We start from the raw sequence: 16,467 nt of genomic DNA, 5'->3' as shown, positions 1-16,467 counted from the left end.
CTGGCAATTGGCGGATGCCTACCCCATTGCCAGGGCAGCCCGTGCCGAGCTTTCGCTTGGTCGAATCAAAACGCACCCGTTGAGGTGTGGTGTCGCTACCCACGAACATGTCGATCACCGACGGACATATTTAACCCATTTGCGTCATGACCACTTTCTCGCCTTCCCATCAGCAGCATTCCATTTCGCCAAATCATGGACGCTCTAGCGAGCAGCAGCCTCCTGTGGGGACCGATCGCTTGGCGGCGGAAGTGCAGTTGTTGATGTCGACCACGCCGGTATGGGATCTACACACGCATTTGTATCCAGCCACGTTTGGTTCGCCGACATGTGAGCCCACTGGTTCCCGCGATCCGAATGGTCTCGCGCTGTGGGGTATCGACGAGCTGCTGACCTACCATTACCTGGTGGCCGAAGTCTTTCGCGTCGTGCCGCCCTGCGAGTTGCCGTACGAGCAGTTCTGGAAGATGAGCAAGCAGGAGCAGGCCGACCACATCTGGCAGCATCTGTTCCTCGATCGCACCCCTATTAGCGAAGCGTGTCGCGGGGTGTTGACCACGCTCGAACGCTTGGGACTCGACCCTGGCGAGCGCGATCTGGCGAGCTACCGAAAGTGGTTCCAGCAGCAGTCGCTCGACAGCCATATCGACCGCGTGATGCAGATCGCGGGCATTTCGCGAATCACGATGACCAATCCCGTATTCGACGACAACGAGCGAAATCGCTGGCTGGCCGATGAGTCTATCGGCGACGATCCTCGCTTTGCCGCAGTACTGCGTTTCGACCCCTTGCTCCGCGACTGGGATATGGCCGGGGCGAAGCTTCGCGAGTGGGGCTACGAGGTCTCCCAGGAACTGAGTGCGGCGACCATTGCTGAAGTCCGTCGGTTTATCCGCGACTGGGTTTCGCGAATCAAAGCGATTTACTGCGCGGTGAGTTTGCCGCCTGGTTTCCGCTACGGAGGTAGCGACGACCTGACTCCAGGCAGCACCATCTTCCGCGATGCGGTGTTGCCGACCTTGGCCGAGTTGGGCCTGCCGATGGCCATGATGATTGGGTCGGAATTGCAGGTGAATCCGTCGCTTGGCGACGCCGGCGACACGGTCGGCAAGTCGGACGTGCAATCGGTGATTCGGCTCTGCCATGATTTCCCCGAGAACCGCTTCCTCGTCACCATGCTGGCGCGGGAAAATCAGCACGAACTGGCCGTGGCCGCTCGTAAGTTTGGTAACCTAATGGTCTTTGGTTGCTGGTGGTTCCTTAATAACCCATCGCTGGTCGAAGAAATCACTCGCATGCGGGTGGAATTGCTTGGCACTTCGTTTGTGCCCCAGCATTCCGACGCTCGCGTGCTGGAACAGTTGATCTACAAGTGGGAGCACAGCAGAGCGATCATCGCCAAGGTGCTCGTCGATAAATACAACGACGTGGAAGCCACCGGTTGGAAGATCAACGAAGAAGAAATCCGCCGCGACGTGCAGCATCTGCTCAGCGGTGCCTTTGAAAAGTTTTTAGCCCGATAGAATCAGATATGTCAGATAAACTCGTTCCGCAACCACTTGGGATCGAGCCAAGTTTCGGATTCGGCGACCGGCTCGGCTCTGCTACCGCTGGTCATCTCACCGCACTCAACGAAGCCGGTGGGCCGATTCGTGGGATCTTCGCGCAGCAATCCATCCGCGAGATGACTCGCACCAATCGAACTGCCGAGCAGGTGATGCAGTGCGCGGTCGAGGCGTTACAAAGCGATAGCTACGCGTTGCCGTGGGGTGCGGATGCCGATCATCTAAAGACCCCCGAAGACGTGCAGCGGACCATGGCCGCTGGGTTTGTGTTCTTCACGCTCGATCCCTCGGGCGACGTCGATCAACAGGCCGACAGCTACGACGAAGCGACCCTGCAAGGCAAGTTTGCAACTGCCCGGGAGTGGGCGCCTTGGTACGACGCGTACTTGGGTCAAACGATTCATCTCGACTCGGGGCCGCTTGAGTTCGAAGCCAACACCTTACAACGAGCAGCGGTGAAGTACGGCAAGGCGATTCTCTCGGCCATCAAGCTGGCCAAGTTCGTAGAGTCCGAGGCGTTGCGATTAGGCCGCCCGTTTGAACTCGAGTTGAGTGTCGACGAAACCGATCAACCTACCACTGCGGCCGAGCATTATCTGATTGCCGATCAGTTTCGGCAGGCGGGCGTCAAGCTGGTGAGCCTGGCTCCTCGGTTCATCGGCGACTTCGAGAAGGGGGTGGATTTCAAGGGCGAACTCGCCGCGCTCGAAGAGTCGTTGGCCGTGCACGCTGAAATCGCCGAACGCATGGGCCCCTACAAGCTGTCGCTCCATTCGGGCTCCGATAAGCTCACCATGTACCCCGCGCTCGCCCGCGCGACCCAGGGGCGGTTTCATGTGAAAACAGCTGGTACCAGCTACCTCGAAGCCCTCCGAGTCGCAGCCCACAAAGACCCTGCTTTCTTTCGAGAAGTGGTTGATTTCTCTCGCAATCATTTCGACGAGGACAAAGCCACCTATCACGTTTCGGCAGAAGTCGCAACGCTGCCCCCTTCGGCGGAACTCGACGATACCAAGCTGGAGCAGGTTTACCTCGAGCGTTGGTGCGACGTGCCCGCGGGGCGAGGATTCGTAGAGCCTGGCCGGCAAGTACTGCACTGCACGTTTGGATCGGTCGTGACCGACAGCAAATTGGGGCCTCAGCTTACAGCGCTGTTAACCGAGCACGCGGACGTGTACACTGAGATTCTGCGAGAACACTTCGTGCGACATTTACACGCTTTGCGTTAACGCAGCCTTGTCCTTTTCTCAGTGCTCTGTCGTTGTAGTCCGGTAACATGGCAAAGTCTACTTCACTGATGGCGGTCGCCTTGCTCGCGGCTCTGTTTGCAGCAACAGCGGTATACGCCTTTCGCACCGGTGCCACGGTTAGCACTTCCGAACCGCATACGCTCAAGCTCGGGCATTCGCTCGATCAGGGACATCCGGTTCACGCAGCGCTGGAGTTCATGGCCGAGAGACTTGACGAAAAGTCGTCGGGCACGCTACGCATGGAGGTTATTCCCAACGGACAGTTGGGCGCGGAGACCGAATGCGTGAGCCTCGTGCAACGCGGGGTGATTGCCATGACAAAAGTCTCGGCCGCGCCGCTGGAGAACTTCGTGCCGGAGATGGCCATCTTTGGCGTGCCGTACGTGTTCGAGGACGAGCAGCACTACTGGCGCGTGCTCGAAAGCGACCTCGGCCGCGAGCTACTGCTAGCCGGCGAGAAGCAGGGACTGCATGGTCTTTGTTACTACGACGCTGGCGCGCGGAGCTTCTACACGGTCTCGAAGCCCATCCTGGAGCCCGCCGATCTGGCTGGGCTGCTGATTCGAGTGCAGGAGAGTCCCACCTCGATTGCGATGGTCGAAGCACTCGGCGGTTCGCCCACGCCGGTTGATTTCAGCGACCTATATACGAACTTGCAGCAAGGGGTGCTCGACGGAGCCGAGAATAATCCCCCCAGCTTCTACACGAATCGGCATTACGAAGTGTGCAAGCAGTACTCACTCGACGAGCACACGCGGACTCCCGACCTATTAGTGATTAGCCAGCGATGGTGGAGTCGGCTCAATACACAGCAACAGCAGTGGCTCGCCGAAGCGGCCGCCGAATCGGCAGAGTTCGAACGCCAGCTCTGGAAAGAGAAAACAGAAGAAGCACTGACCAAGTCGAAGGAAAAAGGGGTGGAAGTCTACACGCCCGACCTCCAAGCGTTTCGCGAGCAAGTGAAGCCATTGTTGGAATCGTATCGCGGATCACGAGTCGGCGACCTGATTGATCGCATTCAGAAAATGGCCGACGATCCATGATGAAGGTACTGCATACGATCGAAAAGCTGGTGCTGCGGCTCCTGGAGTGGGCGGTGATTGTGTTGATCTCTGCGCTAGTGCTCGACGTGCTCTGGCAAGTGACCACCCGCTTTGTGCTGAAAGATCCCAGCAAATGGACCGTGGAGCTAGCGAGTTACTCGATGGCCTGGCTGTCGATGCTCGGCACCGCGGTCGCCTTTGCTCATCGCGAGCACTTGGGGCTCGATTATTTTAAACTCAAACTGCATGGCGACGCCCAACGCGTTGCCAGTATCTTGTCGCAACTGGTTGTCATTGCGTTTGCCGCCTGGGTGATGCTCGGTGGAGGCGTTCGTCTGGTGTCCGAGGTGCTTGCGACCGGGCAAAGTTCCGCCGCACTGGGCATACCGATGGGAGCCGTTTATCTGGCGACTCCGATTGCTGGTGGTTGCGTGGTGCTGTTTGCAGTGGTCGATTTGTTAGAGTTGATCGTCTCGCCAGTGGAGGAAACTCCCGATCGTTCACCTCCCTGATTTTCATCCCTTTTTAGCTGCTCGTCTCGTCTTGGATGCTCAACTCCTCATCTTGATCGCTTCGTTCGTCCTGCTACTTGTGCTCGACGTGCCGATCGCCGTGTGCCTGGGCGTGGCCGCGGTGTTGTCGCTGCAGTCGGCCATCGGCGACATGGCGTCCACGGTGGTAGCGCAGCGGATGACCAATGGAGTCGCCAGTTTCCCGTTGCTGGCCATCCCCTCGTTCATTGTCGCGGGGCGTTTGATGGCCGAGGGGGGCATGGCAGGGCGGTTGATCGACTTCGCGGCCTGTTTGCTGGGCCGCAGCACTGCGGCGCTAGCTTACGTCTGTACGCTCTCCTGCATGTTATTCGGAGCCATCTCCGGATCGGCCACCGCGGCAGTGTCGGGAGTCGGCGGAATGGTGCTGCCCGAGATGTGGCGCAAAGGTTATTCGCGGCCCTTTAGCGTGGCGCTCACCACCGTGTCGGCGACAACCGGGCTGGTGATTCCGCCGAGCAATATCATGATCGTCTACGCGGTCGTCGCAGGCAATGTGTCGGTGGCCGCGATGTTCTTGGCAGGAGTACTACCGGGTATTTTGCTTGGGCTCTCGATCATCGCTACGAGTTGGTGGTGCATGCCCGAACTTGAAGTGGCAGCCGACGATCAAGATGCCGAAAGCGAACCGGAGTCGATCGAGTTGCCGCTGGTGAAGACTACCTTGCGGGCGCTTCCCAGTTTGTTGCTGATCATCATTGTACTGGCCGGTATTCTGCAGGGCATCTTCTCGGCCACCGAAGCGGCCGCCATCGCGGTACTGTACGCGTTTGTGCTGGCGGTGTTCGTTTATCGCGAAGTTCCATTCACCGCACTGCCGAAGATTCTGCTCGGCTCGGGCGTGACCACCGCAGTGATCTTCTTCTTGATCGCTGCCAGTCAGGCACTGAGTTGGGTGCTCGCTCTCGAGTCGATTCCGCAGATGGTGAGCGAAGGCCTGATGAACCTGACCGACAACTACTTCCTGCTGTTGCTGCTCATCAATCTAACCTTGCTGGTGGTCGGTACCTTCATGGACATGACACCAGCGGTGCTGATCTTCGCACCGATCTTCCTGCCGATTGTCACGTCGCTCGGTATCCACCCAGTACACTTCGGCATCATCATGATCGTTAATCTATGTATCGGGCTGTGTACCCCGCCGGTGGGGACGTGTCTGTTTGTCGGCTGTGGGGTAGGGGGGACCAAGATCGTCGACTTGATCCGCCCCCTAATCCCTTACCTGCTCGCGATGGTCATCGCCCTGATGGTGATTACCTACTGGCCCGAGTTGTCGCTCTGGTTACCACGTCTTGCAGGGCAAATGGAGTAACGCGGCGATTCGCTACCGGGCCTGCTGCTCTGGGGGCAGGATCAAGAGCCATTGCATGCCTTGAGCCGGCACCTTAACCGGCACCTTCGACTGCTGGCGACTGTCGAGTGTGAGCGGTGTCGACGTGCCGTCGGCTCCCTTGGCGATCGCTGAATCCGTCAGCCCGGTGTAGTACAGGTCGATAGTCAGCTCGCGCTCGACCGCGTGTTCCAGCGGATTATACACGCAGAGCATGCCAGGGCGGTCGAGCTGGGCATTCGCGTGCAGCATCCAGTCGAGGTCGCGCCCATCCGCCCGGCGGCCATGCACCACGTCGGATTCGAGAATGTCGCGATACTCCTTGAACCATACCACTTGTTCGGTGACCAAAGCCTTGGTTTCGGGACCATCGAACAATCGCGGGCCACGGTAGTGAGCCTGCACACCGAGCCCAAGATTCGACTGCATCATCTGGCGGTAATGGTCGAGATGCTCATGGAGCGGTTCAATCGTCGCGGCCGCACCGCCGCCGTGGTACTGGGTGAGCGGTACGAACATCCAGCCCATGCTCGGGGTCTTGTTCCAGGTGCCATCGTAGATGTTCTGTCGCGTGTGGATCACCTGGTGGGCGCGGGGGAGCGACCAATTAACTTCGCGATAGCCCATGCCGCATTTGTTCGAACCATTGAGGTAGTAGTAGTCCGGCGCGTTGATGAAAATGCCTGCGGCCCGCAGGTCTCGATAGAGCTGGGCGGTCTGGCTCCATTGCACCCACCGCGAATCGTTGATGCCTTGCTGCAGCGGCGGGCGCGGTGTGACGTCGACGTCGCCAGGGTAGGGGCCATCGTTCTCGAACTGATCGAAGCCGGTGGTCTCGTAGAACTGGCGAATCGTCGCTAGCCAATGTTGGCCCCAAGGCGAAGTTACCGCAGGGCACTGACCGTGCGTGGGACTTTGCCCCTCGGGGGACACAATCATATCGGCTGGAGTCACTCCTCGCGAGGAGAAGAGCGAGTAACAACCGAGTTCAATCCCCTTTTCCTCTGCGTAATCGGCCACTTCTTTCCAGGCGGCCAAGTGCTCTGGCGAGGTATTCTCCATGTTGAAGCCACTGCCAAACGACAGAATGATCGCCTCGAAACCAACCTCGGCAGCCTGATCAACGGCTTCGCGTACCCGGGCGGGATTGTTGCTGAGCAGGTGATGCGTGATCGGATTCTCCGTCACCCACGGCGCGAGTGTGCGATAGAAACGGCGCAACGTCAGCCCTCGTCGTTCGCGATTGCCATCGTCGTAAACCAGTTCGAACGTACGGAACGAGGCGAACTCGTCGCCGGCGGCAATCTGTTGGGCGGGACCGTACGTCGGCTCCACCACTAGTCGACAGGGTGTCTGGCGGGCGTAGTTCACCTGGGTGGAGTAGAGCGGATCGGAGCGCCAGTGCACAACGTGACGATTTGCGTTACTGGGGGTGAAACCTCCGAACGCGAAATCGGTTTCCACATGCAAGTAATCCGGTCGAGGCATCGCTACCCCTTCGCGAAACTCGACCCAGTTCGTATGTTCCACCACCGCGAGTTCCTCGGCCGTGAATCGGTCGAGCATCACGCTCTGGTCACCAAGGTTTTGAACCGTGATCCACTTGCTAAACGCGGGAATCCCATCGTAAAGCTCGTAGTGCACGCTGACGCGAACCTGGCGATGCTGCTCAACCAGTTGCTCCAACTCCGCACGTCCAGCTTGGTTAATCGGCCCGTAAGCGGCGAAGCGTAGCAGTTGCAAACGCACCAGCGAGCCTGGCTCGCTAAAGTCGCTCGCTTCGCCGGCGCGATCCATTTTGCCCAAACGCACAGCTGCCATCTCTCCAACGTCGCTGGGGAGTTGCACCTGGCCATAGTTCTTCCAGGCACCATCCACTGGCTTGGCGTCGCAATACAGCTTGGAACCTTCGAGCCGCACGCGCAGCGTCCAGGGCTGAGAGAAATCGAGCCGCATGCGCCCGCCAGCATTGGGATTCTCACGCGAACCATCCCAGATGCCGAGCAAAGGAAACTTATCGTACGCGTTGCCGCCGGGGCGGAGATTGAATTTCACCACGCGATTAGCAAACACGACCGCGATGCCCGGTCCCCAGCTCGACGACTCATCGGTTCCCGCGCTAATCGTCGCTTCCACGATTCTCGTATCGGTGGGGAGCTTACGCTCGACAAAAGCAGCGGTGTTAGCTGGCGTGTAGATCTCGCCCGGTTTGCCTTCGTTCGACACGCTGCTGCGAGGGTGTGAGGTCGAGACGTGCGTTTGCCAGCCATCCAGCGAGGCAAACTCGTCTTCTATCAGCAGCGTACGTCCCAGATCGCTAGGGGGAGCAACCGAGGGGGTCTGGCCCTCGGAATCGGCTGTTGCCTGCCCCGTACCCAAGGCAAACTCGGCTATCTGGTCTCCGCTCATCTCTGGCAAGGCGTAGTCGAATCGAACATACACGCCTGCTGGGGGCCATTTGACTCCCGGTGCGTGATGTCGGCGAGTGTTCCAGGCGAAACGTTCGGCCGGTTCACCGACTTCCACATGAATGAGCTGCATCGACTTGGGGTCGACCTTCATCTGCTCAAGCCACGCGTCGGTGAGAAAGGCATGGTTTGGCTGCCCGATGAGGCCACCAACCGGGCAGTCGAGTCCATTGATCGTGACGCTTGCTTCCGGGCGGACCGAGCGAAGCATCGACTGGCCGGTCATCAGGTTGTCGAAGGCAATGCAGGCACCATTGGGATCGGTCTTCCAGACTCGCTTTACCAGGCCATTTTGCATGGTAGTCGTCTTGGCGGTGTCGTCTTGCTCGACCTCTGCTGTATACGGTGAAGCATTCAGCAGAAAATCGTCGGCTGCTTGACTCATCTTGCCAACGTTTGTTCCGCAGGCCAGGCAGATCGCCATCAGCAGAGCACTACTCAACCGCCATACAGAGGATCGCATGATGTTCTCTTGGTTGGTATTCGTGAATCAGAAACTCGTGTTATTGTACCGGTTGTACGGTCAGCCAACTGTTGACCATCCAAAAAAGTTGACCGGCTAGCAGAGCTAACCGGTCAACGATGGTCATGGGATTATCGATTCTCGTAAGCCGAGAAAACCTATTTAGCAGCGAAGCGACGTTGCACACCAGCAGCAACGACCAACCCTGCGAGGAGAGCCAGGGTGCTGGGTTCAGGCACTTGGCTGCCACCGCCACCGAGCAGGGCACCAAGGTCCAAACCACCAGGCGAGACGTGATTGCCACGCAGCAGGTACCAGTCGGCAAAGTCGGTGACCCCGTCGTGGTTGAAGTCGCCAGATTCCCAGGTCATCCAGTCACCGACGTAGATCTGGTTGTGGGCACCCTGCATGATGTTGGCCGTACCCCAGCCCGCGACGAAGGCTGCCACGTCGTCCACCGAAGGGTCGCCAGTTCCGTCGCCGTTGACGACGCCATCTTTGTTAGCATCACCAGGCAGCAGAGTGCCTTGCAGCACGGAATCGTTGGCGATTTGCTCAGCAATCCACTCGTTATCTTCGAACAGATTAAAGGTGCCATAGTCCATGCCGCCTTCGCTGGTGTTATCGCCGTAGACATACATTTCCATTTCGTCGAGCACACCATTGAAGTGGTTGCTGTAGTCGGGGACGAAGCCGTCGCCGTTGAACTCGGCGGCACCCACGACCAGCTTACCAACAAACGCGGTGTCGCCACCGGTGTTGATGTTGTCGTTGTTTGCCGAAACAGCCACGCCATCAACGTAGATCACGCTGGTAAACGGTCGAGCTGCCGACCCCGGTGCCAACTTAGGAGCACCAGAATCGCCATTGATGTATACGTGTTGCATCACGTGATACCAGGTATCGCCGACAACATCGACACCACCATCGGTGAGCGGAACGCCACCAACACCACTGGCACCATCCACGTGGTACGAGTTGGATTGCGTCCACTTACCTTCAGGCGTAATCGCTGGGCCACCAGTGAAGATCGTATCGAAGAAAATGCTTTGATACGTGGTCGGCGACTCAGTGGTTCCGATGGCGGAAGCCGAGGGATAAACCCAAAGCTGGCTGCCATGCCCTGTGATCCCAGTGTACTCCAGCGGGTATCCTTCTTCAGGGTCGAAGAAGAATTGCAATTCATCGGGACGGTTCATTGGGTAGCCGGTTTCGAGCAGGTCGTCGGTTCCGTCGAACAGAATACCAAGGGAACCAGAGCTAGCGCCAGGACGAGCGTAGGTGCCAGTGGCAACGTTCGTATAGACCGGTGATCCAGCTTGGGCCAAGTCGAGGTACGATCCACTGGGATCGCCCGCAACACCCGAGTCGAGCGTGGCCCCAGGAGCCACGTTGTTAGCTCCGGTACCGACCGTGATGCCACTCGAGGCGTCTTCAAGCGAGTCGTCACCGAGCGTATAGACGCGGTCGTTATAAACCGCCGCCTGGGTGGTGCTGCCCAGTACCACCCAAGCGACGATAAACAGGCCCGATAGGCCGTAAACACTTTGGCGAAGCGAAGCGTTGCTTACCATTGCTCCTTGCTTTCGTTGACGTAAGAGCAACCCGGCCATGGCGATGCCTGCGAGCAGGATCATGGACGAGGGCTCAGGAACTTTCGAGGCGTCGAGCGAGCCAGTGCTGCCGGTCGTGCTACCGAAGTTGGACTTCCAGGCGTCGTAGTCGGTCATGTCGACTCCACCACCGTTGCCGGTGCCTGGAGCAAAGGCCGACTCGTCACTAGCACCAAGATTGTCACGCCAGACCGTGTAGTCGGCGATATTCACGATGCCATCGCCGTTGAAGTCGCCATTGACTGGAGTACCGGTGAAGTAGGTAACGATACCTTCGGTCAAAGCACCATCTGCGGTGCGATAGACGAACTTCAGGTCTTCGGTGCCAACGCTGGTATCGAACAGACTGCCCAGGTAAAGGTTGGTGCTTTCCGTCAGTGTTGAAGCGTCTTGCAAATAGGCTTCACCAACAAACGAAGTACCGGGAGTGCCGAGCGATTCCCAGCCGTTTCCGGTTCCATCGCCGCTTGGCAAGCCACCTTGGCCGTTGTCTTCAATGCTATTCCAGCCCGACGGATCCAACGATCCGGCGTCGCTGAGAATCTCGTATTGATCGACATCCAATGCTTGACCAGCGGAGTTGGTCATGGTTACTGCACCTGTGTTGCGGTCCACCAGTAGCTCGAGCCGCAGCAGATCAAACGAGCCGACACCGTTGTTCGCTACATTTTGGATTTCACTGGGGGTGAGTGCTCCCTTGAAAACACCGACGTCGTCGATATCCCCCTCGAAGAAGAATTCGTTACCGGCATCCGAGCCAGAGCCGATGTGCAGGTCTTCCATTTCGACTAGTCCGTTCGGGCTGTAGCCTTGGGTGGTCGTACTCGCCATCAAGGCACCGTCGAGGTATAACGACTTAGTACCACTCGAAGCGTCGAACGAGATCGCCAGATGGGCCCAAGAATCTCCAGCGACCGTAGCACCTCCGATGGAGGTCCAACCTGGATCGCCGTCGCCGGTCCAGAACTCCCAGGTTCCACTCGGGCTGACGTAGACAATATAGCCAAAGGTGCCGTCATCGCGACTAGTAATTGGCGAGCGATAGCCGGTAGTGTTGGTTGGGCGCGCCCACAGCGAAACGGTAAAGCTCTCGGGGTTCAGCTCTTGGGAAAAAGGGACCAAGATGGTGCTATCGGTACCGTTGAAGGTGGCCGCAGTACCAGTGTTGGCGTTGGCACCTACAGCACCAAAGGACACGCCAGATGGGGTTCCGTTGTTGCTACCAAACGAATCGTTGGCATTGGCATCGAGATCCCAGTGCGAGACTAGGCTCGGCAACTCGGCTTGAACCATCGAACCACCGCAAATCAAAGCGACGACCAGCGCGCTGAAAATGGTGCTGCGTAGCTTCGAAGTACGGATTAGCCCCACGCACAAGGCACCAAGGCCTAGCAGAGCGATGCTACCTGGCTCAGGGACGTTAGCGCTATCGAAGAGTGACGAGAAGGGAACGCCTGGGTTATCTGCTTCCCAGGCCGATTTGAAGAGTCCGAAATCGACCGCATTGTTGATGCCATCGCCATTGAGGTCGCCCATGAGATATGCTTCTGCCTCCGAAAGGCTGGATAGATCTTGCCTGTAGCCGCTTCGATAAATGGCCCAGTCGAGTGAATCGACAGAACCGCTGACATCAAAGTCGCCCGTCTTGATCGGGTCGTTTTCGCCGTAGACTTCGCTGGTGTATTGCACCAGGATGGGAACGACTTCACCGGTGTTGGCATCCAGGTACGTAGCAACAATGTCTTGGGTATTGGTGGGAATCCAGAGTCCGGAACCGAGCGAAATGGAAGAGGTTCCGCTGCCCGTGCTAGTGGTGAGAGTGCCGGTACCCAGTGTGCCTTCGCTCAGATCGTAGGCGGTCTCAGAGAAGGGAACCCATGCATCCGGCGAAATCGAGCTATCACCGTCGGCATCGTAGTTGCCAGCGATGGGACTCCAGTTGGTGGTATTCAGAGCACCGGAAGCCGACGTGAGGCCGAGACCGGCGAACTCAATCGTGGAGTCGCTGCCATTGTCGAAAGTGATTTCACCGTTGTCGCGGTTCACAATCATGCTCAGCACGCCAGGCTCGACGCTGTCGAGGAAGCGAATCTCGGACATGCCGACCCGGTCACCACCACCGAAGGTGCCAAAGAAGTTATCGAGCACTTCCATTTGGATGAAGTTCGCATCGGCAGGAGTCGTCAATGGAACCACCGCGGGAGTGCCATACTCAGCGGGGATATCCAGCGTTTGACTGCTGGCGAACGAGGATCCACCATCGGTCGAGAAATCAAGTCGAACCTGCGAAGCGGAGTTGCCGTTGATCGCACCAAAACCGTAGCTCCAAAAAACGAAGTCGGTCAGGTTGTAGGTGCCACCGAGTTCGATGTCGAAGGTCACAACAGCGGTTGTGTCGACAAAGTAGTCACCACCACCAGGGGCGGGATCGTCGGTAACCCAGCCAGTGTCTTGGCCGGCGTTGCCGTGGGTGACCGACTCGATGTTCAAGCCCGAGGGATCGAGCGTGCCAGTTAGGCCGGCGCCGTCAATCAGGTGAATCTCTTCAGTGAAAAATTCCACACCGTTGCCGGTGTAAGTGATCCCCGTGGGGGTCACTAGCACGGCCGATGCGTGCAAGGCCATGCTGGCCAACAGGCAGGTGCTAAGGAATAAATGACGGATGGACATAGCGGGTTCTCCTGGGTCGCAGAAATGTCAATGCGATAAATACAGTTCGGTTCTTCAAAGGGAACGCTATCCGTGGTAAGCGTTCACCATTCAGTCCTTCATCGTTGCCGTGAATCGTTTATGGGAATCCTCTCCGCAATATGGTGGTCGCGCGCAGGGGTGCGCCCGGGGGGGGAGACAGTACTAGGCAGCAGTGCGGCTGCTGCGTGCAACGCCGGCGACCATCGTTGCCGCGGCCAAGGCCAGCAGGCTGAGGGTCGAGGGTTCGGGCACCACGGTTTCGCTGGCGAAGCGGACTTCGGCCAGACCAACACGATCGCCACCGCCGGTGATGCCTTGAAAGCCAAGGTAGTTGTCGGTAATCGACAGCATCGCGTAGCGGGCGGTTACGGGAGTACCAAGACTGAAAGCTTGGGCCGAGTTGACCCCTTGCAGGTCGTTGGTGTCATCCTCGTCGCCATCCCAAACGGGAAGCAGAGTGACTGTAGTCGCGGGGCCGTCAAACGACTCGCTGCCATCCGCTTCGCTATTGAAACGAAGTTCGATGGTGCGGGCATGGTTGCCAGCCGAGATGTTGGAACCGCCGGAGTTTTCATAGTTCCAGAGAATCACGGAACCGAGGGAGGTATCGCCACCGCCGGTGATGTCGAACACCAAATCGACGTCGGTGTCGCCATCGGGGAGGCTGTCGAAGAAGTCGGAGGGGAAACTACCCGGGTCGGTTGTTACAAACGAACCATCGTAAACACCACCGAACTCATGTACCGCGGTCAGAGCGGTCGCGAGCGAGTCTCCTCCGTTGACGGGGTTGATCATGCGATCGTTGTTGATCGTGTCGACCGCCGAATTGAACACATACTCTTCACTGAGAAGAGCAGAAGGTTGAACGACAGCCGCTTGCGCGTTTGTCATCCAAGCAAAGCAGGTTAGCGCAATAGCGCGGGTCATTAAGGTGTTCATTAGTCTGCAATCTCCCAAGGTGAAACACGATCAGGTGCAACGTCGTATTGTTGCTGAATCAAAGGTGAAACTAGTAATTGCCTGTTATCTGTTTTTTGGATTTTGCTGGGGTCAGCGCAATCCCGCCTGGTAGTGCATCTGAATCTCTTCGGCACTGAGTGCCCTGTCGAACACTGCTATCTCATCAATCGAACCATCCCATGATTCTTCGGGGTAAGTTTGGCCTTGGCTGGGAGGGTTTCCGCCGATTCGCACGTTGCTGCTGGGGGTGCCGATTAGTTGTGGATTCCAATTGTCCGGCACGGTTTGGTAGCCATCGTCGGTAAGCGACAATGCATTGAACTTGCAAGGCACGGGGCTGCCATCCACGAACAGGGAAGGTTTGCCCTGCGAGTCGACGGTGACTGCCACATGGTATAACTCGTTGGGACGAAGTCCGGCAAGCGAAAGACAATCGTATTGGCCGTAAAATGTGAACAAGAGTGTCATCGAAGGAAACTCGTTGCTGCCAGCAAACGCGTGACCCGCGATGCCGAAAGCGAAGCCGGAGTTTGGTTCGGAGAAACTCGAAATGATTCGGCGAGGCGTGCTGAGGTCGACGTTATCTGGCGTGACGATCCAGGATTCGATCGTGAAATCGCGCGTCAGGGCGAGTTCTCGATGCACTCCGACGTCGATTCCTTGATGGGGAACGCTAAACGAAGCCATGCGATTGCCCGCCTCGGTGCGTCGGTTCTCGACACCAAGGGCGATGCCTGGCGATAGGCCGCTTTCGTGTTCGAGTTCCCCCAGTGATTTGATGGTGGTCGAGCTCTCTGGTTCGTTGAATCGCCAGTACGCGGTCGGGCGACTCTTGAGCATGGCAAGCTCGAAGCTGGTACTAGGAACGCGGCGGATAAACACGTGGCGATCCATGGCGATCTTCTTGGAGACCTCGCCGGTGGGGTCGACCGCCCGCGCGGTGCCAGCGTGAAGCGACTCGGAAGGCAGATCGTTGCCTTCTTCTTTCTTGAGTTTCAAGGCGATTTCACCATCGAGCACGTGCACGCCGAAACCACCTTCGTTACGCATGTCGATGCCGAACTCGGTTCCGAGGTCGACGATGTTCGAGGTGCCCGCGGTCACGGTGAAGCCGATAGCCCGCTCAGGAACTTGGGCCACGAGTTTGCCCTGCAGCAGACGGATCCGTCCGGCGGAGAGCAGGTCGAGCGAGATCGGCGATTCGAGCACTACCGAAGCCCCGTCGTCGAGGTCGATCTGTGCCATCCCGTGATCGAGTCGCAGTGGGCCTGCCATGAGCCGCGAACCGACCGCGAGCGACGCATCGGCGTCGGACCATTTGGTATCGATCGAAGTGGTCAGTGTCGCGATCGTGGGAAGAGCGGGCGGTGCCTGGTCGGTTTGCGAATGGCTCACCACCTGCTGCGTTGCGGACTCTTGCGAGTGCCAGAACGCACTCACGGCCAGCAGTAGCGAAGCGGCTAGCACCGCCGCCGCAAGATAGGCGGCGCTTTGCGGAATCTCAATCGGTTTTGGTCGGTCCGGTCGGTTGCGTTCTTCTTCCTCACGACGCTTGCGTTCGGCCTCGGCCGCTTCGGCTGCTGCGCGTTCGGCCGCTTCCTTGGCTCGGCGAGCCGCTGCTTCGGCGGCTTCTTCGAGCATGATGCGAATATTGCGAGGATCCACCATCGTGAAGCAACTGTCGGGCGACTGGTCTTCGGCAAAGAAGTCGACCATGTCGTTGTGCTGCATCACCACCTGCAGGTTGGTGTGGAGCATCGAAATGCGGCTAAATTCTCGACGATGCTCTTCACTGCTCTTCAGCCAATCCACGAGCTGAGCGAAGTCGGTTTCGGTAATCGAGCCATCGAGATACGCGCTGCATAGCATCGCTGCATCGGAAGACGAATCGGAATTTCGGGAGTCGAATATCATGCATCGCCTCCTGGATGCATGGCTTCGCCGAGCTTGAATTGCACGCAGTCCTTCAAGGCTTTGCGGATGCGATGCAAGGCCACGCCTGCCGCGCCGGCGGTGGTACCAGTGGCCTGGGCGATGGCATTCGCTGACAGATCGCGTACGTAGCGGAGTTCGAGCAACTTGCGGGCGCGACGCTGCAGGGTCGAAACGCACTCGCTCAGTGCTTCCTGGGCTTCGTTGTTATCGATGTCGAGCTGCGAATAGGTATCGGCTAGTTGCGACACGAGGTCTTCGTCGAACACGCAACGGTCGCGCGAGTTCTTACGAAGGGCGACCAGAATTTTGTTGCGGGCGACACCGAGTACCCATGGCAGGAACGGCCGCGACGAGTCGTAGTCGTCGAACTTCTCGGCCACCGCAGCGGCGGTCTCCTGCAGCACGTCGTCGGCCATATGGAAATCGATCACCACCGAACGTATGTAGCCAAGCACCATCAAATGATGCTGCGACCACAACACGCTTAGCGTGCGGCGAGATTCCAGCGGTTCGACGTTGGGGGTCGAACTGTCGACCGATTTCGCGGACATGAGCAAATCAAAAGCAGGCGATAAACGAAGCAAACAGACTACAGCAG

Annotated in this window: 10 protein-coding genes; 5 read left to right on the top strand and 5 right to left on the bottom strand. The window is 58.2% G+C overall.

What is annotated here, in order from left to right; translation table 11 throughout:
• The first annotated feature begins 146 nt into the window (after positions 1-146).
• Genes Pan181_RS09985 through Pan181_RS09965 form a run of 5 tightly spaced genes read left to right on the top strand, consistent with a single transcriptional unit; the run spans position 147 to position 5,721 of the window.
• On the top strand, positions 147-1,523 hold the full coding sequence (locus Pan181_RS09985; protein ID WP_197529120.1) for a hypothetical protein: 1,377 nt from the start codon (positions 147-149) through the stop codon (positions 1,521-1,523).
• A gap of 8 nt (positions 1,524-1,531) precedes the next feature.
• Entirely contained in the window at positions 1,532-2,794 is a 1,263-nt protein-coding gene (locus Pan181_RS09980) for a tagaturonate epimerase family protein (RefSeq protein ID WP_145246683.1), read from the top strand.
• A gap of 47 nt (positions 2,795-2,841) precedes the next feature.
• The gene (locus Pan181_RS09975; RefSeq protein ID WP_197529119.1) at positions 2,842-3,858 is read left to right on the top strand and encodes a TRAP transporter substrate-binding protein; all 1,017 of its coding nucleotides are present in this window, start codon (positions 2,842-2,844) and stop codon (positions 3,856-3,858) included.
• Positions 3,855-4,370, top strand: a complete 516-nt coding sequence (locus Pan181_RS09970; RefSeq protein WP_145246682.1) for a TRAP transporter small permease — start codon at positions 3,855-3,857, stop codon at positions 4,368-4,370. The genes Pan181_RS09975 and Pan181_RS09970 overlap by 4 nt, the downstream gene beginning before the upstream one ends.
• 31 nt (positions 4,371-4,401) lie before the next feature.
• Positions 4,402-5,721, top strand: a complete 1,320-nt coding sequence (locus Pan181_RS09965; protein WP_145246681.1) for a TRAP transporter large permease — start codon at positions 4,402-4,404, stop codon at positions 5,719-5,721.
• Between the two features lie 12 nt (positions 5,722-5,733).
• Here the strand turns inward: Pan181_RS09965 and Pan181_RS09960 are convergent, their stop codons facing one another.
• From Pan181_RS09960 to Pan181_RS09940, 5 genes are all read right to left on the bottom strand, one after another.
• On the bottom strand, positions 5,734-8,670 hold the full coding sequence (locus Pan181_RS09960) for a hypothetical protein (RefSeq protein WP_145246680.1): 2,937 nt from the start codon (positions 8,668-8,670) through the stop codon (positions 5,734-5,736).
• A 158-nt stretch (positions 8,671-8,828) separates the two neighbouring features.
• The gene (locus Pan181_RS09955; protein ID WP_145246679.1) at positions 8,829-12,953 is read right to left on the bottom strand and encodes a LamG-like jellyroll fold domain-containing protein; all 4,125 of its coding nucleotides are present in this window, start codon (positions 12,951-12,953) and stop codon (positions 8,829-8,831) included.
• 183 nt (positions 12,954-13,136) lie between these two features.
• The gene (locus Pan181_RS09950) at positions 13,137-13,865 is read right to left on the bottom strand and encodes a PEP-CTERM sorting domain-containing protein (RefSeq protein ID WP_197529118.1); all 729 of its coding nucleotides are present in this window, start codon (positions 13,863-13,865) and stop codon (positions 13,137-13,139) included.
• A 159-nt stretch (positions 13,866-14,024) separates the two neighbouring features.
• Positions 14,025-15,848, bottom strand: coding sequence for a LamG-like jellyroll fold domain-containing protein (locus Pan181_RS09945; RefSeq protein WP_145246677.1), 1,824 nt, complete (start codon positions 15,846-15,848; stop codon positions 14,025-14,027).
• Complete coding sequence (locus Pan181_RS09940) at positions 15,845-16,420, bottom strand: sigma-70 family RNA polymerase sigma factor (RefSeq protein ID WP_145246676.1); 576 nt, start codon at positions 16,418-16,420, stop codon at positions 15,845-15,847. The genes Pan181_RS09945 and Pan181_RS09940 overlap by 4 nt, the downstream gene beginning before the upstream one ends.
• Positions 16,421-16,467: the final 47 nt, after the last annotated feature.

The sequence above is a fragment of the Aeoliella mucimassa genome (assembly GCF_007748035.1).
Lineage (GTDB): Bacteria > Planctomycetota > Planctomycetia > Pirellulales > Lacipirellulaceae > Aeoliella > Aeoliella mucimassa.
Note: the sequence above shows the minus strand (reverse complement) of the source record. Positions and strands in the feature narration are given on the sequence as shown.